At 67.7% G+C, this 19370-nt stretch carries 19 protein-coding genes; 12 read left to right on the forward strand and 7 right to left on the reverse strand.

Annotated features, from left to right (window positions below; genetic code table 11):
- The first annotated feature begins 203 nt into the window (after window positions 1–203).
- The 5 genes from CAM01S_RS00885 (at window position 204) to CAM01S_RS00905 (ending at window position 5266) form a co-directional block, all read left to right on the forward strand.
- Window positions 204–1235: an SDR family oxidoreductase gene (locus CAM01S_RS00885; protein WP_245631493.1), complete on the forward strand. Its 1032-nt coding sequence runs from the start codon at window positions 204–206 to the stop codon at window positions 1233–1235.
- Window positions 1236–1261: 26 nt separating this feature from the next.
- Window positions 1262–2029 carry an MIP/aquaporin family protein gene (locus CAM01S_RS00890; protein ID WP_066514849.1) on the forward strand — a complete coding sequence of 256 codons (768 nt, stop codon included), beginning with the start codon at window positions 1262–1264 and terminating at the stop codon, window positions 2027–2029.
- Between the two features lie 48 nt (window positions 2030–2077).
- Window positions 2078–2803: a phosphatase PAP2 family protein gene (locus tag CAM01S_RS00895; RefSeq protein ID WP_157071331.1), complete on the forward strand. Its 726-nt coding sequence runs from the start codon at window positions 2078–2080 to the stop codon at window positions 2801–2803.
- 151 nt (window positions 2804–2954) lie between these two features.
- Complete coding sequence (locus CAM01S_RS00900; protein ID WP_066514853.1) at window positions 2955–4787, forward strand: glycoside hydrolase family 15 protein; 1833 nt, start codon at window positions 2955–2957, stop codon at window positions 4785–4787.
- 2 nt (window positions 4788–4789) lie between these two features.
- Window positions 4790–5266 carry a MarR family winged helix-turn-helix transcriptional regulator gene (locus tag CAM01S_RS00905; protein ID WP_066514856.1) on the forward strand — a complete coding sequence of 159 codons (477 nt, stop codon included), beginning with the start codon at window positions 4790–4792 and terminating at the stop codon, window positions 5264–5266.
- Between the two features lie 27 nt (window positions 5267–5293).
- Here CAM01S_RS00905 and CAM01S_RS00910 read toward each other — a convergent pair whose 3' ends face one another.
- From CAM01S_RS00910 to CAM01S_RS00925, 4 genes are all read right to left on the reverse strand, one after another.
- Complete coding sequence (locus CAM01S_RS00910) at window positions 5294–5818, reverse strand: GNAT family N-acetyltransferase (protein ID WP_066514862.1); 525 nt, start codon at window positions 5816–5818, stop codon at window positions 5294–5296.
- 121 nt (window positions 5819–5939) lie between these two features.
- Complete coding sequence (locus tag CAM01S_RS00915; RefSeq protein WP_174520396.1) at window positions 5940–7706, reverse strand: phospholipase C; 1767 nt, start codon at window positions 7704–7706, stop codon at window positions 5940–5942.
- Between the two features lie 94 nt (window positions 7707–7800).
- Window positions 7801–9489 carry a monocarboxylate uptake permease MctP gene (gene mctP, locus CAM01S_RS00920; RefSeq protein ID WP_066514866.1) on the reverse strand — a complete coding sequence of 563 codons (1689 nt, stop codon included), beginning with the start codon at window positions 9487–9489 and terminating at the stop codon, window positions 7801–7803.
- Window positions 9486–9827 carry a DUF3311 domain-containing protein gene (locus tag CAM01S_RS00925; RefSeq protein WP_083527602.1) on the reverse strand — a complete coding sequence of 114 codons (342 nt, stop codon included), beginning with the start codon at window positions 9825–9827 and terminating at the stop codon, window positions 9486–9488. The genes mctP and CAM01S_RS00925 overlap by 4 nt, the downstream gene beginning before the upstream one ends.
- Window positions 9828–10045: 218 nt before the next feature.
- On the opposite strand from CAM01S_RS00925, the gene CAM01S_RS00930 reads away from it, so the two are divergent.
- The 5 genes from CAM01S_RS00930 to CAM01S_RS00950 all read left to right on the forward strand — a co-directional run bounded on the left by CAM01S_RS00930 (window position 10046) and on the right by CAM01S_RS00950 (window position 13889).
- On the forward strand, window positions 10046–11470 hold the full coding sequence (locus CAM01S_RS00930) for an MDR family MFS transporter (protein ID WP_083527708.1): 1425 nt from the start codon (window positions 10046–10048) through the stop codon (window positions 11468–11470).
- Between the two features lie 192 nt (window positions 11471–11662).
- Window positions 11663–12946: an NRAMP family divalent metal transporter gene (locus CAM01S_RS00935; RefSeq protein WP_066514873.1), complete on the forward strand. Its 1284-nt coding sequence runs from the start codon at window positions 11663–11665 to the stop codon at window positions 12944–12946.
- Entirely contained in the window at window positions 12933–13382 is a 450-nt protein-coding gene (locus CAM01S_RS00940; protein WP_157071332.1) for a hypothetical protein, read from the forward strand. Before CAM01S_RS00935 ends, CAM01S_RS00940 begins: the two co-directional genes overlap by 14 nt.
- Window positions 13379–13642 (forward strand): PRC-barrel domain-containing protein, encoded by a 264-nt coding sequence (locus CAM01S_RS00945; RefSeq protein ID WP_066514880.1) that lies wholly within the window; start codon window positions 13379–13381, stop codon window positions 13640–13642. The genes CAM01S_RS00940 and CAM01S_RS00945 overlap by 4 nt, the downstream gene beginning before the upstream one ends.
- The gene (locus CAM01S_RS00950; RefSeq protein WP_066514881.1) at window positions 13635–13889 is read left to right on the forward strand and encodes a hypothetical protein; all 255 of its coding nucleotides are present in this window, start codon (window positions 13635–13637) and stop codon (window positions 13887–13889) included. The genes CAM01S_RS00945 and CAM01S_RS00950 overlap by 8 nt, the downstream gene beginning before the upstream one ends.
- A gap of 80 nt (window positions 13890–13969) precedes the next feature.
- On the opposite strand, the gene CAM01S_RS00955 is transcribed toward CAM01S_RS00950, so the two are convergent.
- The 3 genes from CAM01S_RS00955 to CAM01S_RS00965 are packed head-to-tail and all read right to left on the reverse strand — an operon-like array spanning window position 13970 to window position 16863.
- On the reverse strand, window positions 13970–15082 hold the full coding sequence (locus CAM01S_RS00955; protein WP_217999698.1) for an ABC transporter substrate-binding protein: 1113 nt from the start codon (window positions 15080–15082) through the stop codon (window positions 13970–13972).
- A gap of 33 nt (window positions 15083–15115) precedes the next feature.
- Window positions 15116–15988 carry an ABC transporter permease gene (locus CAM01S_RS00960; protein ID WP_066514884.1) on the reverse strand — a complete coding sequence of 291 codons (873 nt, stop codon included), beginning with the start codon at window positions 15986–15988 and terminating at the stop codon, window positions 15116–15118.
- The gene (locus tag CAM01S_RS00965; protein WP_083527604.1) at window positions 15985–16863 is read right to left on the reverse strand and encodes an ABC transporter ATP-binding protein; all 879 of its coding nucleotides are present in this window, start codon (window positions 16861–16863) and stop codon (window positions 15985–15987) included. Before CAM01S_RS00965 ends, CAM01S_RS00960 begins: the two co-directional genes overlap by 4 nt.
- Before the next feature lie 152 nt (window positions 16864–17015).
- On the opposite strand from CAM01S_RS00965, the gene CAM01S_RS00970 reads away from it, so the two are divergent.
- Complete coding sequence (locus tag CAM01S_RS00970) at window positions 17016–18647, forward strand: sensor histidine kinase (RefSeq protein WP_217999699.1); 1632 nt, start codon at window positions 17016–17018, stop codon at window positions 18645–18647.
- Window positions 18644–19327: a response regulator gene (locus CAM01S_RS00975; protein ID WP_217999700.1), complete on the forward strand. Its 684-nt coding sequence runs from the start codon at window positions 18644–18646 to the stop codon at window positions 19325–19327. Before CAM01S_RS00970 ends, CAM01S_RS00975 begins: the two co-directional genes overlap by 4 nt.
- The last annotated feature ends 43 nt before the right edge of the window (window positions 19328–19370 follow it).

Below are 19370 nucleotides of genomic sequence, written 5' to 3' on the forward strand. Positions count from 1 at the left end.
GACCCATCGCTCGCTCCCCACGACTTCGGCAATCACACGATGTTCGGTGCCGCCTTGCCCAAGTCTATGGAGCACCTTCGAAAGGAACGGCCAAGAACCGCCCGCTCGCGCTCGGCGCACGAACCAGAACCAAGAACCGCCCGCTCGCGCTCGGCGCACGAACCTGAATCGGCGTTGAGACTTGCAGGCCTACAACCATGCATATGAGCAGTGCAACGCAGATGAAGCCAGGCGCCAGCAGAGGCGTCGCGGTCGTGACGGGCGGAACTGCCGGTCTCGGGCGCGCCATCGTTCGTGAACTCGCCGAGCGGGGGTGGGATGTCGCCGTGCTCGCTCGCGGCGAAGACGGACTCCGCGGGACCGTCCAGGACGTCGAGCGCATCGGGCGCCGCGGGCTCGGTGTCCCGACCGACGTCGCCGACAACGAGGCCGTCGAGGCGGCCGCCGACCGCGTGGAGCAGGAGCTCGGTCCAATCGTCCTCTGGGTGAACAACGCGATGGTCGGCGCGTTCAGCGAGTTCTTGAACACCGATCCCGACGACTTCCGACGGGCGGTCGACGTGACCTTCTTCGGCCAAGTGAACGGCACGCGAGCCGCCCTCAAGCGGATGAAGCCACGGAACCACGGGCACGTGATCCAGGTCGGTTCGGCACTCGGGTATCGCGGAATTCCGCTGCAGTCGGCGTACTGCGCGTCGAAGCACGCGATCGAGGGCTTCTCCGACTCCGTGCTCACTGAGCTGTTGCATGACAAGAGCGCGGTGAAGCTGTCCCGCGTCGAGATGCCGGCGCTGAACACGATCCAGTTCAACTGGGTGAAATCGAAGCTGCCGCACCACCCGCAGCCGGTCCCGCCGATCTACCAGCCGGAGGTCGGAGCCCGGGTCGTCGCGACCGTCGCGGAACACCCGCGCCGTCGGACATGGGTCGGCTCTTCGACGGTCATGACGATCGTCGGGACGCGTCTCCAAGGGCGCGTCGCCGACTGGTACCTCGCTCGAAGCGGGTACTCGGGGCAGCAAGCGCCCGACAAGCACCAGGCGATGCTGCCGAACAACCTGTACAAGCCGGTCCCCGGCGACCAGGGTGCGCACGGCATCTTCGACAACCGCGCGAAGGCGCATTCGGTGCAGACTTGGATCGTCTCGCATCGTCGGCTCGCCGCAGCGCTCGCGGCATCCGGCGCAGCGCTTGCAGCCTTCGCCACGGCGGGAGCTCGATCGGCACGCAACTGACCTGAGCGCGGAAGCGAGGTGCTCGCATGCAGGTCGAGCACCTCGCGCTCTCGGCGCACCAGCGCGCGGAGGTACGCGACTTCTGGAACCCGCAGCATGAGTTCCGGCGCCTCTTCGCGGAACTGCTCGGAACGTATCTCCTCGTCGTGACCGCCGTCGGTGCCGGTGCGGTCGACCATCGCGTGCACGGCGTCATCGGCGTCGGCGCGGAGGTCACAGCACCGGCGCTCATGGTCACCGCGATCATCCTGTCGATGGGCACCGTGTCGGGTGCTCACCTGAACCCAGCGGTGACGGTCGCGTTCGCGCTGCGCCGCGACTTTCCGTGGAGTCGCGTCCCCGGCTACGTCATCGCACAGTTCGTCGGCTCGATCCTTGCGTCCGTCACCGTCGGGCTCGTCGTCGGCCTCCAGGGAGGCCTTGGCGCGACTCGCCCGGGCCCGGGCTTCTCGTCCGTTCAGGCGCTCGCCGTGGAGGTCATCGTCACGTTCGGTCTCGTGAGCGTCGTTCTGGGTGCGGCGTCGGGCGCGCAGAACATCGGGCCGTTGGCCGCCGTCGCCGCCGGTTCGTACATCGCCCTGGCCGGGCTCTGGGGCGGCCCGGTCAGCGGTGCTTCGATGAATCCGGCGCGGAGCTTCGGTCCAGGGCTCCTCGGCGGTGATCTGCAGTTCTTCTGGGTCTACGCGGTCGGCCCGATGGCGGGTGCGATCCTCGCGGTCGGTGCGGCGAGGATCCTCCGCGGTCCGGGCGGAGCGGATGCGGCGGCGGAACGAGCCGCCGGCGGATCGCTCTGACCGCCGCGCCTCAGCCCTTTCTTGCCGCGATCAGAGCAGACTGCTCAGGTGACAGCAGAACCGATGCGCTCTCGATCCCGCCGTGCTGCGGTGTCCTCACCGATCCTGGAACGGTCGTCCGTTCCGCTGACCACGATCATCGTGGCGGTGGTCGTCGCGGTGGTGCTCACCGTCATCGGCTTCGTGCTTCGGGCGACGCAGCCGGATCAGGGGCTCGCCGAGGCGCTCAACTCGCTCCACACCGGCGGCACCGCGCTGCTGACGAACACGGTTTACCACGTGTTCAGTCCTGCCGAGGCGATCATCATCACGGTGATCATCACCGCGGTGATCTGGTGGCGGCAGCGCGACATCCGTCCGGCGGCGGCATTCGCCGGGCTCGTCGCGGTGACGTGGATCCCGTCGGACATCGTGAAGATCATCGTCGGCCGTCCGCGACCTGACGTCCACCTGCTGGCGCATGCCTATACGCCCTACCAGGTCGACGCGTCGTATCCCAGTGGGCACACCGTGTTCGTGACCGCCCTCGTGATTGCACTCGTCTACCTGTTCCGCCGGACCCGGTGGGAGCGCCTCACGATCGTGCTGGGCACGATCCTCGTCATCATCGTGCTCGTCTCGCTGACGATCGACGCCGTGCACTTCCCGACCGACGTCCTCGCGTCAGTGGTGTGGTCGCTTGGCGTCGCTCCGGCCGCCCGCGTGGTGTGGGTCGACTGGATCATGCCTCGCATTCCATTCCTGCGCCCGGAGCGGAAGCCAGTCGTGCGCTGACCCGGTCAACGAAGCGCTCTGATGCATTCTGAGCATGCGCGGTGACCCGCCGATTCTGAGCGCGCCGGCGCGCTGATCTGCCGATCCCTGTATTCACGCAACCGTTGCTCCGGTAGAACGAAAGGCAGCACCGGAACCGGAAAGGATCAGCATGCCCCAGGGAATTCAGGACTACGCGCTCATCGGGGACTGCCACACCGCAGCCCTCGTCGGGTCGCGGGGCAGCATCGATTGGCTCTGTCTCCCTCGGTTCGACGACGGTTCCGTCTTCGGGGCCCTGCTCGCCGACGAGGAGGCGGGACGCTGGCTGGTTCGCCCCACGCAGCACGACGCCACGCATCGTCGGCACTACATCCGCGACACGATGGTGCTCGTCACGATCTGGGAGACCGACACCGGCGCCGTCGAGGTCACCGACTTCATGCCGCTCGGCGACCATCGGGCCGACCTGGTGCGCCGGGTGCATGGCCTTCGAGGATCCGTGGAGATGCGGCAGGATCTCCGGCTCCGATTCGAATACGGCACGCAGGTGCCCTGGGTGCGGCAGGTCGGCACGGCGGATGCCCCCGCGCTCCTCGCGACCGCCGGGCCGAACTCCGTCGTCATCCGGGGGCCTGAACTCCACCCGCACTGGAACACCCACGAGAACACGTTCACCGTTGCGGCGGGCAAGACGGTCGATCTGACGATGACGTGGTTCCCCTCGCATCGGGATGTGCCGGACGCGGTCGAGATCGGCCCGTCGCTCGAACACACGAAGTCGTGGTGGCGAGAGTGGGTCGGCGGCCGGAACTTCGGCAACCGGTATCACGAGGAGGTCAAGCGGTCGCTGCTGCTGCTCCGTGCACTGACACACGAAGAGACCGGCGGCATCGTTGCGGCCGCGACCACGAGCCTCCCGGAGGAGTTCGGCGGTGTCCGCAACTGGGACTATCGGTATGTCTGGCTCCGTGACGCCTCACTGACGCTGACCGCGCTGATGGCGCACGGGTACGGCGAGGAGGCGCGGCGCTGGCGCCACTGGCTGCTGCGGGCGATCGCCGGCGACCCAAGCGAGACGCAGATCATGTACGGGATTGCGGGGGAGCGCTATCTGCCGGAGCGCGAGATCGAGTCGCTGCCGGGCTACCGCGGAGCCGCGCCGGTCCGGGTCGGCAACGAGGCGTACCTGCAATACCAGGGCGACGTGTTCGGCGAGGTGCTGTCGGCCCTTCACGATGCTCGTGAGCTCGGCGTGTCCGAGACGAAGGACTCCTGGGCACTGCAGCGGGCGCTCCTCGGTCACCTCGAAGAGACCTGGCAGCGGCCGGACAACGGCATCTGGGAGATCCGCGGCCCGCAGCGGCGATTCACGCAGTCCCGGGCGATGATCTGGGCTGCGTTCGATCGTGGTGTGCGCGCCGTCGAGGAACACGGCTTCGACGGACCCGTCGAGCGGTGGCGGACGCTCCGCGACCGGCTGCACGACGAGATCCACGAGCGCGGCTTCGATACCGACCGGGGCAGCTTCGTGCAGTACTACGGCTCCGACCAGGTCGACGCGTCGCTGCTGGTGCTGGCGCAGATCGGGTTCATCGCCCCGGACGACCCGCGGATGCTCGGCACCGTCGCAGCGATCGAGGAGGATCTGCTCGACGACAGCACCTCGCTCGTGCTTCGCTACCGCAGCGAGAGCGGCGTCGATGGCCTTCCCGGCGGCGAGAACCCGTTCCTCGCGTGTGCGTTCTGGCTCGTCGAGCAGTACGCGATGTCGGGCCGGATCGACGATGCCGAGCGACACATGGACCAACTGCTCGGCTACTGCAACGACGTGGGCATGCTCTCCGAGGAGATTCAGGCATCGACCGGGCGCCACGCCGGAAACACACCCCAGGCGTTCTCGCACCTTGCGCTCGTGAACGCGGCAGACGCGATCAACGTCGCCCGGAGCGGATCGTCGCAGCCGCGCAGCCGGACGCGCGTCAAGGAGCGGGGGAAGCACTGACCATGGCGACGCATCATGACGGTGGTGTCGATAGCGGTCTCGAGGAGGTGGTGGGCGCCTCCAGAGGGTTGCTCGGCGTGGTCGCGCGGTCGCTCGCGCCGGCGCTCGAGGACGTCACCGTTCCACAGCTCCGGCTCATCGTGCTCGCTGCGACACTCGGACCCACGCGGTCTCGCGACCTCGCAGAGCGGCTCGGCGTGTCCACGTCGACGTTCACGCGAAACGTCGACCGCCTCGAGGCGGGCGGCTGGGTGCACCGCCGAATCAACGAGGAGAGCAAGCGCGAAGTGTTCGTCGAGGCCACCCGCCAAGGCCGTGAGCTCGTCGACGATGTCACCGCCCGTCGCCGCGCGGAGCTGAAGACGCTGCTCGACAGCATGCCGCCCGAGGATCGGGAGGCCGCGGTACTCGGGGCGTCGGCGATGCGCCGGGCACTCGATGAGCCGCTGCCGGAAGAATTGTCGCGCTTCGGGGGCTGAGCGGTGCTGGCCCGGGCCTGCGCTCGATCAGCCGGCGACGAGCGACTTCGCGAACGCGTGGACGCCGCGGTGGTCGCCCGCTGGCGGATCGACCCGTTCGTAGCCCGTGGCGTCGTAGAGCGCGACCGCTTCGGGCTGGCGTGGACCGGTCGTGAGAAACACGCGGGTGTAGCCGAGGTCGGCCGCCGCGCGTTCGAGGGCGTCGAGCACCGTTCTACTGAGCCCCTGTCGCCGGTGGCCCGGATGCGTCCAGATGCGTTTGAACTCCGCCGTGTTCTGGTCGAGACGCATGAACGCGCCTCCCGCCACGACGACGGACTCGCGGAGCAGCACGAGGAACACGCCATCGGGTGGAACGAACCGTTCCGCCGGATACCGTGTGATCTCCGCTGACGCCGGTTCTGTGGCGATATCGCCGTACCGGAGGTCGTACTCCCGTTCGAGATCGTCAAGGACGACCGCCGCAAGGTCGCTCCGCGGATCGACGACGCGCACCTCGATCGCCGCGTCGATGGTTCGTTCCGATCTCGTCGGGTTCTGCGGTGCGCTCACGGGAGTCGATCGTACGGCGCGACGGCGAGCGCGAAGGACGGCGCGACGCGGATGATGCGGCACGAACACCAGAGGCGGGACGACCGGCTTGCGCCGGCGCCCCGCCCCGTGGTGCCGCAGGTCAGCGGATCGGTTCGCCCGTGGACGAGTCGAGGAACAGCCTCCGGTCAGTGGGGTGGCTGAAGTCGAACATGTTCGTCAACGTGCCGCTGATCGCGTCGGCGGACCCGTTGCCGATGCGCTCACCGCCGAGCCAGTTGTCCTCGACGAACTTCACGACCGACGTCTGCGACGTGAAGGTGTTGTCGACGAAGTTCGAGCGGCTGTATGGCGAGATCACGAGCAGCGGGAGGCGCGGGCCGACGCCGCACCGCGCCTCCTGTGGCTGACCGGTGTCACCGGTCGGCACCTTCGCCGTGCTGGAGCCGCAGGTGCCCGTGCCGGTGAGAGCGTCGAGCGCGGTCTGCGACTGCGTGAGGATCGGTCCGACCTGGTGGTCGTACCAGCCGTCGCTGTCGTCGTACGCGACGACGACCGCGGTGCTCGACCAGCTGGGCAGCTTCTCGAGCTGGTTCACCGTGTTGGTGATGAACGTCTGCTCGTCGAGCGGGTCCGAATACCCCGCGTGCCCATCCTGGTAGGCCGGCGCCTTCAGGTAGGAGACGGACGGCAGGTTGTTGTTGTCGGCTGCCGCCCAGAAGTCCTTCAGGTCGTACTGGTGGTTCGCCTGGTCCTGGTGGCCGATGGCTGCGATCGACGTCGGTGGCAGGTGCGTCGGGTTCGCCGTGGATGCGTAGTACTGGAACGGCTCGTGGTGCGGGCTGTAGTCCTTGATCGACGAGCCGAGGATGTTCTGGTGTGTTCCCGTGCAGACCGACGACAGGTCATCGGTCGACGGCTTGCCGGGCACGTAGTTCGGGCTCGCGAAGCCGCCCTGGAACCAACCCCAGGTCAGGTTCTTCGCCGAGAGCAGATCGCCGATGTTCTTGCCACCCATGGCGATGGTCTTCGCCGCGGTGTTTCCGTCCTGCGTCGTCGAGCAGACGTCGTAGTACGGGTCAGCGTCGCTGTACATGGTTCCGGCGCCGGGAGCTGTCGATGCACCGACAGTGGAGGGCGTGCCACCCGCGGGAGCAGCGCACGGTGCCGCGTTGACGACCGCGCTGGCCGGACCGCACTGCGCGCCGTACGTGTTGCCGGCGGTGACGCTGATTGCGCCGGGGGAGGACGGCCCGAAGGTGGTGCCGTACGAGTTGTCGCTCATCGCGAAGTGCTGGGCGTAGTTCCACATGCCCGTCACCGTGTTGCCGTCGTAGTAGTCCATGACGGCATAGTTCGGTGCGGTGCCCGTCGCCGGTGCCGGGTTCTTCTCGGCGGCGAGGCACTGCGCGAGCGTCAGGCTGTGTCCGGTGTTCTGCACGAACTGGTCCATCGCGCCGCCGTCGAATGCCTTCTGCTCGTCCGTGTAGCCGTGGTCTTGGTCGCACGTCGCGGCCTGTGCGCGGCTGAGGCGCTGCGGATTCGAGAGGTTCGGGTTCGCCGTGAGCAGACCGTCGTTGAGCCCGTTCACACTCGGCGTGCCGGGCCGGGCATGGAACGCGGGCTCGCCCGCCGGGTTCGCCGCGTTGGGATAGGTGCCGAAGTAGTGGTCGAACGACACGTTCTCCTGGAACAGCACGACGAGGTGCTTGATCGGCGTCGCGGTCGTCGCCGCTGCGCCGCCTTCGGAGCCGTGATCGTGGCCGGGACCGTGATCGTCGCCCTGATGCGCCGACGCCGGCTGGTGTGCGGGATCCGCGTATCCCGCGGTCGGGGCGCTGAGCGCCACGATGGCGGCCGCCGCGAGCGCGATGCCCGCCTGTCGGCTTCCTCGGATGTGCATGGACATGTCCCTCCTCATTGCCTGAGCAGGGATACCTTGGCGGACCCTCGTGTCCGCCTATGAAACGTCAGGGAAACGATCGGCGACCCCTGAACGGGTGTCAGGCGGCGAGGTCGGCGGCGGGCTCGGGCGACGCGGTGACACGCGGGTCGTGCTCATCAGCGCCGTAGTCGGAGGCCGTGGTCGCGTCGCGCCCGTCGGGCACCTTCACGGCGCGGAAGATGACCGTGAGCACCACGCTGACGACACCGTTGATCACGAAGGCGCTGATCGCGATGTACACGGGCACCGAGGTGAACGGGAACGGTGCGATCGAGCCACCGAAGTGCGCGTGGGTGGCGGGGTTGACGACGTTGTATGCGGCGACCGTGCCGTACAGGATGCCGGCAGCCCATCCGATGAAGAGCGCCCAGCGGTGGAACCAGCGCGTGTACAGGCCGGCCACGATCGCGGGGAACGTCTGCAGGATCCACACGCCGCCGAGCAGCTGCATGTTGATCGCGGCGGACTGATCCATGACGATCACGAACAGCAGTGCGCCGAGTTTCACGATGAGGGAGACGAGCTTCGAGACGCGGAGCTCCTCGCCCGGCGTCGCGCCAGGCTTGAACAGATCCCGGTAGATGTTGCGCGTGAACAGGTTCGAGGCGGCGATCGACATGATCGCGGCCGGCACGAGCGCTCCGACGGCGATCGCTGCCAGCGCGATGCCCGCGAACCAGCCGGGGAAGTTCTCGAGGAACAGCTGCGGCACGACGAGCTGGGGGTTGATCTTGCCGTCGAGCCCGATCGGCTTCGTACCGGCCGCGATGGCGACGTAGCCGAGGAGCGCGAGGAATCCGAGCATGAGCGAGTAGATCGGCAGGACGACCGCGTTCCGGCGGATCGTGTTCCGGCTCCTCGTGGCAAGGACGCCGGTGATCGAGTGCGGGTACATGAACAGCGCCATCGCCGAGCCGAGGGCGAGCGTCCAGTACGCGTTGAAGCTCGTCGCCCCGGGGATCACCGAGCCGACCGCTTTGCCGGTGGTCGGGCTGATCGCCGTCATCTTCGCGCTGGCCGCGCCGAAGATCTTCGTGAACCCGCCGACGTGCGCGGGCAGGTAAATGATCGCGACGACGATCGCGATGTAGATCAGGAGGTCTTTGACCACGGCTATCACGGCTGGAGCGCGAAGGCCCGCGGTGTAGGTGTAGGCGGCGAGCACGGCGAAGGCGATGATGAGCGGAAGGTCGCGGGTGAACGCGTTCGAGCCGCCGCCGACACCGAGCACCGACAGCACGGCCTTGATGCCGACGAGTTGCAGGGCGATGTACGGCATGGTCGCGACGATGCCGGTCACTGCGATGGCGGTGGACAGCAGTTTGCTGCCGTATCGGCCTCCGACGAAGTCCGCCGGTGTCACGTATCCGTGTCGGTGCGAGACGGACCAGAGTCGCGCCATGAGCACGAACACGATCGGATAGAGCACGACCGTGTAGGGGACCGCGAAGAAGCCGGACACGGCGCCGGTGCTCCACATCGCGGCGGGCACCGCGATGAACGTGTACGCGGTGTAGAGGTCGCCGCCGAGCAGGAACCAGGTGATCCAGCTGCCGAATCCTCGGCTGCCGAGCCCCCACTGGTCGAGGGTTCGCATGCCGCGTTCATGCCGGTCCTGGCGCCAGCGTGCCGCGTAGAAGCCGAGCACGGCAACGCCGACGAAGATCACGATGAGGACGATCAGTGCGACCGGGCTCTGGGGGCGTGACGCGCTCATCGTCGCCGCGGCGGTCGTGGCGGGCGTCATGGCTGGTCGTCCGGGTTCAGGGGTGCGCCGGTGAGGGGGTCATCGCCGGTGCGCGGCCGGGAGGCTCCCCGAACCTCCGCGCGTCGCCGCCGGTCCTCTTGGGCGATGAGGGCGTAGCAGACCCAGAGGATCACCGCGTCGCCGAAGACCCAGAGCATTTGGTACCAGTAGAAGAACGGGATCCCGAACAGCGCTGGGGCCGCGTGTGCGTATGTGGGCACGAGGAGCGGCACGATGATGCCGAGCGCGATGAGCACGCCGGAGACCACGTACGGAGTTGGCCGAGCAGGGCCGCGCGTGGGACGCGAGGGTCGGGTGGGGGCGGGGGAGACCGACATCGATACCTCTTTCGAACTGCGTTGTTCGCCTGATCCGAGCCAGGCATCAACTGTGTTGAGCCGGGCTCACCAGAAACGTACTCCGATGTGCGCGCGCTGATAAATTCCTTTGCGTTTCTCGGAATACGGATGCGTTCGCTCCGGTTGGGTGCCTCGTGGCTCAACGAATCGATGGCGTGGGGTTCCGCTCTGAACGCGGCCCGATCCTCCTGTCTCTCATGCTCGCGACCGCGCTGGTCGCGCTCGACTCGACGATCATCGCGACGGCGTCCTCGTCGATCGCGAAGGACCTCGGCCACTTCCAGCAGCTGCCGTGGCTCTTCTCCGTCTACCTGCTCGCGCAGGCGGTGTCGGTACCCATCTATGGGCGGCTCGCCGACGTGCTCGGGCGGAAGCGCCTCCTGGTCATCGGGATCGCGCTGTTCCTGGCCGGGTCGATCCTGTGCGGTGCGGCCTGGTCGATGCCGGTCCTGATCGTGGGTCGCGTCATCCAGGGCCTGGGAGCGGGCGCCGTGATGCCGATCTCGATGACGATCACCAGCGACATCTACACGCTGGAGGAACGTGCCAAGACCCAGGGCTATCTTGCGTCGGTCTGGGGCATCGCCTCGGTCGTCGGACCGACGCTCGGCGGTGTGTTCAGTCAGCTCGGCGAGTGGCGCTGGATCTTTTGGATCAACATTCCGCTGGCGCTCGTCGCGGGCTTCATGCTGATCCGCTCGTACCACGAGCGACGGAACGAGACCACGGTGCGTGAGCGCATCGACTACCTCGGTGCCGCGCTCCTCGCCGGCGGCACCACAGCGCTGCTCCTCGGTCTGCTCGAGGGCGGCACGACGTGGGCGTGGGCGTCGGGCAGCTCGATCGCCGTGTTCGCTGCGGCGGCATTGCTCCTCATCGCGTTCGTCGTCGTGGAGCTCCGTGTCGAGCATCCGATCTTCTCGCTTGCGCTGCTTCGCCGTCGCGTGGTCGCTGCGTCCACGATCGCGTCGCTCATCGTCGGTGTCATCGTCCTCGGCCTCTCCACCTACGTGCCGATCTATGCGCAGGACGTGCTCGGCACCTCTGCGCTGATCGCCGGGTTCGCGCTCGCCGCGCTGACCCTCGGCTGGCCGCTGTCGGCGTCGCAGGCCGGCCGCCTGTATCTGGCGCGAGGATTCCGGGCGACGTCGATGATCGGCGCGGGTCTCGTGCTCGTCGGCGCGATCCTCGCCGTGACCCTGGGCGCGCACTCCGCGATCTGGTTCGTCGCGATCTGCTGCTTCGTCGTTGGATGCGGCATGGGGCTCACCGCTGTGCCGACGCTCATCGCCGCGCAGACGTCCGCGGCAGCGACCGAGCGCGGCGCTGTGACCGGAACGAACATGTTCGCGCGTTCGATGGGCTCCGCCGTCGGCGTCGCGATCTTCGGCGCCGTGGTGAACAGCCACGTCACCCTGAGCGCAGCGGGCGTCCCTGAGGGCCCTGGTTTGATGACCGCAATGCACCTGGTGTTCCTGTCGATCCTGATCATCGGTGTTGCACTGTTCGTCGCCGTCACGTTCATGCCCGCGCACCGCCGGGCGAATGGGAACGGAGACTCGAGCGCCGGCGCGGTCGAAGCGGAGCCCGCGTCGATGACCGCGGCCGTCGAGATGCTGTAGTCGCCACCCTGGACGTTCCGCAAGGTCGCCCCTGAGACCGTGGATCCCGTCGACGCCGGGGCGCCACGGCGCTGAGCGCCGCAGCGGCTCGCGCTGAGCGCGCCGCCGCACGCACTCCGCCACCGCCCTGCGCGTCCCGCCCCGGTGCTGACTGCTCGGCGCCTGGGCGCGATGAGCCAGGAGGAGGTGTGCGTGACGGTGCAACGTGCGGAGCAGTGGCGCGGGCGCGCGACGCCCCGCCAGCGCTCGAAGGGCATTGCGGCACTGGCGCTCGGCGTCCTCGCCGGTATCGGCGGCTTCCTCGACACCGGGGGCGTCATCACCGCGGTCGGCGCTGGAGCGCGATTCCAATACGCGCTGACCTGGACGGTCGTGTTCGGGCTCATCGGATTCGCGGTGTTCGCGGAGATCTCGGGGCGCGTCGCCGTGGCGTCCGGCCAGCCGACCTATGAGGTGATTCGAACGCGCCTCGGACCGCGGCTCGGCGCGATCCCGCTGATCGCGAATGTGATCGTCCACGTTCTCGTGCTCGCCGTTGACCTGGTCGGGATCGCGCTCGCGTTACAGCTGCTGACCGGCGTGGGCTACCTGGTGTGGGTGCCGGTCGGCGCGATCGGGCTCGCGCTCGCGCTGTGGATCTTCAACTTCAGCCGGGTGGACACCGCGGCCGCGCTCGCCGGACTGACCATGCTCGTGATGGTCGCGGCGATCGTCGCACTCGGACCGCGCTGGGGTGACATCGGGCTGTCGCTCGTGCATCCGACGGTCGGCGGCCACTACTCCAGCGCCGACTACTTCTTCGGCGTGGCCTCGCTGATCGGGTCGTTCATGACGCCCTACCAGTTCGACTTCTACTCGGCGGGTGCGGTCGAGGAGGGGTGGACCGGCGAGGACCTCAAACGGAACCGCGTGGTCGCCGTCGTCGGCACCACGTTCGGCGCCGTGCTGACACTGGCGGTGATGGACGCCGGCGGCAAGGCGCTCTACCCGTACCGGCACTCGGTCGATTCGATTCGCGCCGCCGGGCAGCCGGCGACCTCCGCCTTCGGGCACGTCGGGTTCATCATCTTCGTGATCGGCGTGCTCGCCGTGTCGGTCGCAGCATGTGTCGAGCTCTGCCTCTCGGGCGGCTACGGGGTGGCGCAGTACTTCGGCTGGGACTGGGGCAAGAGCGGCCCGGCGCGGGAGGCGCCGATGTTCAACATCGTGTTCCTCGGCATGATTGTCGTCGCCGCGATCATCGACCTGACGGGCGTGAACCCGATGCAGTTCACCGTCATCACGATGGCCTTGAGTGCCGCGGCACTGCCGTTCTCGTTCATCCCGCTTCTGCTCGTCGCCAACGACCCGCAGTTCATGGGGCGACTCCGCAATCCGCGTCCGGTGAACATCGTGGCGGGCGTCGTGCTCGGCGTCCTCGTGCTCATCACGCTCGCGACCTTCCCGTTGTTGGTGATCACCGGTGGAAACTTCTAAGGGGACCGGCGCCGGTGAGGAGGTCGCGCCTCCCACCCGGCCGGAGGAACAGCGTCGGCTCGCGCTGCGGCAGGTCATGGACCACGCGCTGCTCGATCGCAACGGGCAGCGGACCGGACGCGTGGACGATGTGCGGATCCGCTTGGTGGCGAGCAGCGCACCGGACCAGGCGCCACGGCTCGTGCTCGATGCGATCGTGACGGGCCCGTTGGCGCGCCGTGCTCCCGCTCCGTTCCGTGCGATCGCGCGTCTGCTCTATCGGTGGGTCGGCGTGCGCCGTCCGGAGCCTGCCGCCGTGCCGTGGTCGGAGGTCTCCGCGATCGACGCGCTCGTGCACCTGCATGTTGACCGCGAGGACGACGGATTCCGGCTCGTCGACAAAGCCGCTCTGCGCTTCATCTCACACATCCCCGGTTCGGCGCGGAGGCAGGAATGAGCGACCAGCACCTCGCATTCAGCGAGCTCCGTGGATGCGTCGTCGAGGACTCGGACGGCCGGCGGCTCGGTCGGCTGTTCGACGTGGTCTTCGAGCCGGATGGCGATGACATGGTCGCCACCGGGCTGGTCCTGGCGCGGAGCCGACTCGGGCTGCTCGGCAGGCGCCTCCGAGTCCGGGAGATCGGAGAGATCGTGGACGCGAGCCGTATCCGACGTATCGAGCCTGGCCGGATCGCTCTGGAGGCGCGCCATGACTGATCAGATCATCGGCTGGTGCGTCACCGTGCTCGTCGTCGGCCTTGTCGTGAGTTTCATCATCGCGTTGGTCGCTGTCGCCCGGCTCCCTGACGAGCGACCCGAGGTGGTGACGTACGACCGGCTCGGCGGTGTGATCGGCGCGTTCGAGAATCCGGGTCCGAGCGTCGGCCCTGGCCGCGGCGGCGACCCGATCGAGGCGCGACAGCAGCGGCACGAGCAGGAGCGCGGAGCAGACCCCTCGTCGTGACGAGGGGTCTGCTCCGCACACGGAGCGGCGGGGCCGCGAGCACAATGCCCGCGACCCCGCCGCTTTCCGCAAGACGGTTGTCAGCCGTTGGCGCCTGCGGGCGTCGTCGTCGGCGTGATGCCGAGTTGCTTCAGCGCGTTGTCGACGTAGGTGTTCGTGAAGGTGTCCGAGTAGGAGATCTTCGAGGTGTCCACGCCGATGGTCTTCTCCATGGCGAAGATGACTTTCGGGCCCCCGGCGGGCATGATGCCGTCCGGCAGGAACTGGCCCTTGTCGGTCGTCAGCCCGGCGATGTACTGCGCCTTCGTGATCGTGGCGTTCGACACGAAGCTCTGGGGGAGCTTGTTCGCGATGTCAGCCGCCGTGTGCGTGTGGATCCAGTGCATCGTCGCCGTCAGCGCGGTGACGACGCGCTGCACAGCATCCTTGTGGGTCTTCACCCAGTCGGCCCGGGCGAGCAGGCCCGCTGCGGGCCATGCTCCGCCGAGCGCCTTCTGCGCACCGGCGGTGGTCGCGAGGTCCACAGCCGTGGTGGCGAGACCCTTCGACTCGAGCGCGCCGACGGTCGGCTGCGTCGTCATCACGCAGTCGGCGGAGCCGCGCTGGATCGCCGCGATCGCCGTGGATCCGGCGCCGACCGCGATGGTGTGGTAGTCGGTTTTGCTGATGCCGTGCTGGCTCGCGAGGAACTGCGTCAGCTCGTCCGTGCCGGAGCCGAGGTCGGTGACGCCGATCGTCTTGCCCTTGAAGTCGGCGGCTGACTTGACGCCGCTCTTCGGGCTGCACATGATCCGCTCGCCGGGCGCCCCGGACAGCTGAATCAGGTTGATGACATCCTTGCCCTTCGACTGGAAGTCGACGGTGTGGATGTACCAGGCGCCGGCGAAGTCGACCTGGCCGGATGCCATCGCGTCTTCCGCGCCGACACCACCCTGCTGCTCGGTCGACAGCTCGACATTGACGCCGTACTTCTTGTAGAAGCCGAGGCTCTGCGCGAGCTGGTACGGCAGGTAGATCTGCTTGTCGATACCGCCGACCATCATCTTGACGGTCGGCATGGGGCCGGAGTTGCTGCTCGAGCCACTGCTGCTCGATGCGCCGCCGGACGCCGAACTGGTGGTACTGCAACCGGTGATCGCCAGCGTCATTGCCGCGACGGCCGCTGCGGCAGCGACGATGCTGCGCTTGTTCATGCGGGTGTTCCTTTCCATTGGTGGAGGGTCGTGTCAGAGCGCGTTCGCGGATTCGGCCCGCGACGGGGGCCGCCAGCGCAGTACCGCGCGCTCAAGGAGTGTGATGAGCCATTCGGCGACGAGGGTGACGACCGCCATGATCACCATCGCGGCGAACACGGTGTCGGGATCGAAGTTGCCCTGAGCCTGCGAGATGATCAGGCCGATGCCGCGTTGCGCGCCGAGCACTTCGGCGACGAGCGCGCCGATGATCGCGAATCCGAACGCGGTGTGCAGGCTCGCGATGATCCAGGTCATCGCCGAGGGGATGGTGACGTGGCGTGCGACCTGCATGGGGGATGCCCCGAGGACGCGCACGTTCGAGATGAGGTTCGGCTCGACCTCGCGCACGCCCTGGAAAGCGTTGAAGAACACGGCGAAGAACACGAGGACCGCTGCGAGCAGCACCTTCGGGAAGATCCCGAGCCCGAACGCGACGATGAAGATCGACCCGAGGACGATACGGGGAATCGAGTTCAGGATCTTGATGTACGGGCCGAACACGTTGGCCAGGAACTGATTCGTGCCGAGGAGGATCCCGGCGACCATTCCGGCGATCGTGCCGGCGAGGAAGCCGAGGACAGCCTCCTGGACGGTCACCCAGATGTTCGCCCAGATCGTGCCGAACGCGGTGCCCTGCGTGAAGAGCTTGACGAGACTGTCGATGATGCCGGACGGCTGACCGAAGAAGAACTTGTCGACCCATCCCAAGGACGTGAACAGCTGCCAGCCGCCGAAGATCACGATGAACACGACGATGCGCCCGATCCAAACGTTCCGCACCGTGCGTGCGCGCGCTCGCTTCGCGTGCAGTGAGAGGTCGACGTCGTGGTCGTCGACGAGAGCGGGTACTGCTGTCGCGGTCATGCTGCTGCCTCCGCCGAGCGCTTGTACGCACGGGTGACTTCGTCGCGAAGCGAATCCCAGATGCGGCTCTGAATGGCCTGGAATCGCTCCTGATGGCGGATCTCCTGCACGTCGCCGCGGGGGCGGGGCAGGTCGACGTCGAAGATGTTCTTCACGGTGCCGGGGCTCGACGTCATGATGACGACCCGATCAGCCAGCGCGACCGCTTCGTCGAGATCATGGGTGATGAACAGGACGGAGGGGCGCGATTCCTCCCACAGGTTCAGCAGCTCCGTCTGCATGATCGCCTTGGTCTGCACGTCGAGCGCGCCGAACGGCTCGTCCATCAGCAGGATGCGGGGCTTGTTGATGAGCGCCGCCGCCATCGCGACGCGCTTCCGCATGCCTCCTGAGAGTTGATGCGGGTAGCGGTCGCCGAAGCCGGTGAGCCCGACGCGGCGAAGCCAGTCGTTCGCAAGCGCTGCGGCCTCCTTCTTCGGTGTGCCGAGAAGGACTGGACCGGTCATCACGTTCTGGAGCACGGTCTTCCATGGGAAGAGCGAGTCCGCCTGGAACATGTAGCTGACGCCGGCGGTGATGCCGTCGACGATGTGGCCGCCGACCTGCACGCTGCCGCCGCTTGGCTTGTCGAGTCCGGAGACCTGCGCGAGGGTTGTCGACTTTCCGCAGCCCGTGGGGCCGACGATCGCACAGAACTGACCCGGCTCGACGGTGAGCGTGACATCGCGGATTGCGGTGAATGACTCGCCCTTCGGCGTCAAGAACCGCTTCGTCAGGCCGACGATCTCGATCCGCGCTGCATCCGCGGCGGCGGCCGTGGTGCGGGATGCGTTCACCCCCGTTGCCGGTGTCGGAGCGACGTTGCTTCCAATCATGATGCGGTGACCTCTCTGTCATGCAGGATGTGAGCACGATCGTGGAGCACGACGGATGGGCCTGTCGCGCTTCTGCGCCATGCGCAGCGTTCTGCCGCTTTCGACCGGTTCTGCGCGTTTTGCGCGGTCGTGCCCGTGACACAATCGCCTGGATGCGACGACGGATCCGGAAGATCTCCACCCAGATATTCCTGGCCCAGTTGGCGATTCTCACCGTGGCGACGGGCATCGGGTTCGGGCTGCTGGCGGTGAGCATCCGCCATAACCTGGACGAGGAGTATCAGTCGCGCGCTGCCGCAATCGCGAACGCCGTCGCCGAGGTTCCGACGATCCGTCGATGCATGGCCACCTCGTCGGCCGCCTGCGCTTCGACGCTGCAGGAGCTCACGCTGAGCACCGCGAAGCGTGCGGGTGCCACCTACATCGTGCTGATCGATACGCACCGGATTCGGCACACGCACCCGGACCCGGCGCTTATCGGGCAGAAAGTCGAGGAGCCGCTCGTCGCGAGGGACGGGAAGGTGCATCTCGACGTGAACGACGGCTCCACTGGACCGAGTGCGAACGCGCGCGTTCCCCTCTATGGCTTGTCGGGCGCGTTCGAAGGGGAGGTCTCGGTCGGCATTCCGGAGGCGTCCGTCACTTCGGAGCTTGCGAAGCAGCTGCCGTCGTACGCGATCTGGTTCGCGGTGATGTTCGGCGTCGGGACCGGAGCGTCGTTCTTGTTCGCGTCGATCCTGAAGCGCCGAACGTTCGGACTGGAGATCGACGAACTGGCGCAGTTGCTGCAGGAGCGCGAGGCCACGCTGCACGGGATTCGGGAGGGCGTGGTCGCCGTGGACCCGAACGGCGTCTTCAGCGTCGTCAACGGCGAGGCGCGCCGGCTTCTCGGACTGCCGGAGGAGTGCGTCGGCAGACGGGTGATCGATGTGGTTCCCCCGGGTCGGGTGCGCGATGTCCTCATCGACCCGACACCGCTGAAGGACTGGATCCTGATCACGTCCGACTACTGGCTCGTGGTGAATCGGCGCTCGGCGCGCCTCCAAAACCGGCCACACGGGATCGTCATCACAGTGCAGGATCGGACTGCCCTCGAGGGTCTGACGCGCGAGCTCGATGGTGCGCGGAGCTTCACCGACTCGCTTCGGGCGCAGCAGCATGAGTTCTCGAACCGCTTGCATGCGATCGCTGGCCTCCTCGAACTGGGGCGAGCCTCCGACGCGCTGGAATACCTCAACGAGATCCGGGGGTCGGATGCGAATCTGGACCAGAGCCTCCGGCTCCGGATCGCATGCCCACCGATCGTCGGGCTGATGCTGGGGAAGGCCGCCGAGGCTGCCGAGCGCGGCATCGAGCTCGTCATCGATCCAGCGACCCGGCTCGGACCCGCGCCGGATCGCGTGCAGACGCTCATCACGGTGCTCGGAAATCTCGTCGACAACGCGTTCGACGCGCTCGCAGGCGTGGCGTCGCCACGGCGCGTGACCGTGCGGATCGTCGAGTCGACAGCGGCCACCGAGATCGTCGTCAGCGACAACGGCCCGGGGATCGCCGCCGGGATCTCCGAGCAGATCTTCACGCGGGGGTTCACCACGAAGCGGGGCACGCTTGTACGGCAGACCGGCCTCGGCCTGTCGCTCGTGCACGACGCGGTCGCACGAGCGGGAGGCTCCATCACGGTCTCGCAGGGCCCGGGCGCCACGTTCACGGTCACCGTCCCGAGCAGCACCACCCTTGACGCACGGTCGGACGCGTCACCGTCGACGGCGGGAGCGAGTACGTGAGCGCGGAGCTGACCGTGATGGTCGTGGACGACGACTTCCGGGTCGCTGCCGTGCACGAGGGTTTCGTCGGTCGCGTGGACGGCTGCCGGTTCGTCGGCACAGCGCACACCGCTGCCGACGCGGTTGCCCGCGCGCGTGCGCTCCGGCCCGACCTCATTCTGCTTGACGTCTACCTGCCGGATGGGGACGGCTTCGGTGTGATTCGCGAGCTTCGAGAAGAGCCGTGGGCGCCGATGTTCTTCGTCATCTCGGCGGCTGGGGATGCGGACGCCGTGCAGCAGGCCGTGCGGCTCGGTGCGGCGCAATACCTCGTGAAGCCATTCGGGTTCGACGCGTTCGCCGAGCGTCTGGCCGCCATCCGTGACCTCCGCGTCAAGATGTCGGCATGGCCGGAGGAGCCGACTCAGGGCGACATCGACGGACTCTTCGGGATGCTCCGCAGCAGCCCGAACCCGGTGGCGGAGCTCGGTCGGCTCTCACCGACGCTGGAAGCGATCTACAGCGCGATGGTCGACTCGGCCAGTCCGCTCTCGGCCGTGGAAGTGGCGCAGCGGGTCGGTATCAGCCGCGCAACCGCGCAGCGGTACCTCACGCAGCTCGAACGGAGCAATCTCGTGCGGCTCGAACTCCGCTATGGTGCGACGGGCCGGCCGGAGCATCAGTACCTGCTGCGGCGGTAGGGCTGATGAGCGATCGTGACGCATCGTGATGCCGCTCTTCAGT

The organism is Curtobacterium ammoniigenes NBRC 101786 (assembly GCF_001571045.1).
Classification (GTDB): domain Bacteria; phylum Actinomycetota; class Actinomycetes; order Actinomycetales; family Microbacteriaceae; genus Curtobacterium; species Curtobacterium ammoniigenes.

Bases quoted from the DNA above. Each gene is read 5' to 3' on its own strand.
- CAM01S_RS00885 (WP_245631493.1), top strand. From the start codon at position 204: ATGAGCAGTGCAACGCAGATGAAGCCAGGCGCCAGCAGAGGCGTCGCG.
- CAM01S_RS00890 (WP_066514849.1), top strand. From the start codon at position 1,262: ATGCAGGTCGAGCACCTCGCGCTCTCGGCGCACCAGCGCGCGGAGGTA.
- CAM01S_RS00900 (WP_066514853.1), top strand. From the start codon at position 2,955: ATGCCCCAGGGAATTCAGGACTACGCGCTCATCGGGGACTGCCACACC.
- CAM01S_RS00905 (WP_066514856.1), top strand. From the start codon at position 4,790: ATGGCGACGCATCATGACGGTGGTGTCGATAGCGGTCTCGAGGAGGTG.
- CAM01S_RS00915 (WP_174520396.1), bottom strand. From the start codon at position 7,706: ATGTCCATGCACATCCGAGGAAGCCGACAGGCGGGCATCGCGCTCGCG.
- mctP (WP_066514866.1), bottom strand. From the start codon at position 9,489: ATGACGCCCGCCACGACCGCCGCGGCGACGATGAGCGCGTCACGCCCC.
- CAM01S_RS00925 (WP_083527602.1), bottom strand. From the start codon at position 9,827: ATGTCGGTCTCCCCCGCCCCCACCCGACCCTCGCGTCCCACGCGCGGC.
- CAM01S_RS00930 (WP_083527708.1), top strand. From the start codon at position 10,046: ATGCTCGCGACCGCGCTGGTCGCGCTCGACTCGACGATCATCGCGACG.
- CAM01S_RS00945 (WP_066514880.1), top strand. From the start codon at position 13,379: ATGAGCGACCAGCACCTCGCATTCAGCGAGCTCCGTGGATGCGTCGTC.
- CAM01S_RS00950 (WP_066514881.1), top strand. From the start codon at position 13,635: ATGACTGATCAGATCATCGGCTGGTGCGTCACCGTGCTCGTCGTCGGC.
- CAM01S_RS00955 (WP_217999698.1), bottom strand. From the start codon at position 15,082: ATGAACAAGCGCAGCATCGTCGCTGCCGCAGCGGCCGTCGCGGCAATG.
- CAM01S_RS00960 (WP_066514884.1), bottom strand. From the start codon at position 15,988: ATGACCGCGACAGCAGTACCCGCTCTCGTCGACGACCACGACGTCGAC.
- CAM01S_RS00965 (WP_083527604.1), bottom strand. From the start codon at position 16,863: ATGATTGGAAGCAACGTCGCTCCGACACCGGCAACGGGGGTGAACGCA.
- CAM01S_RS00970 (WP_217999699.1), top strand. From the start codon at position 17,016: ATGCGACGACGGATCCGGAAGATCTCCACCCAGATATTCCTGGCCCAG.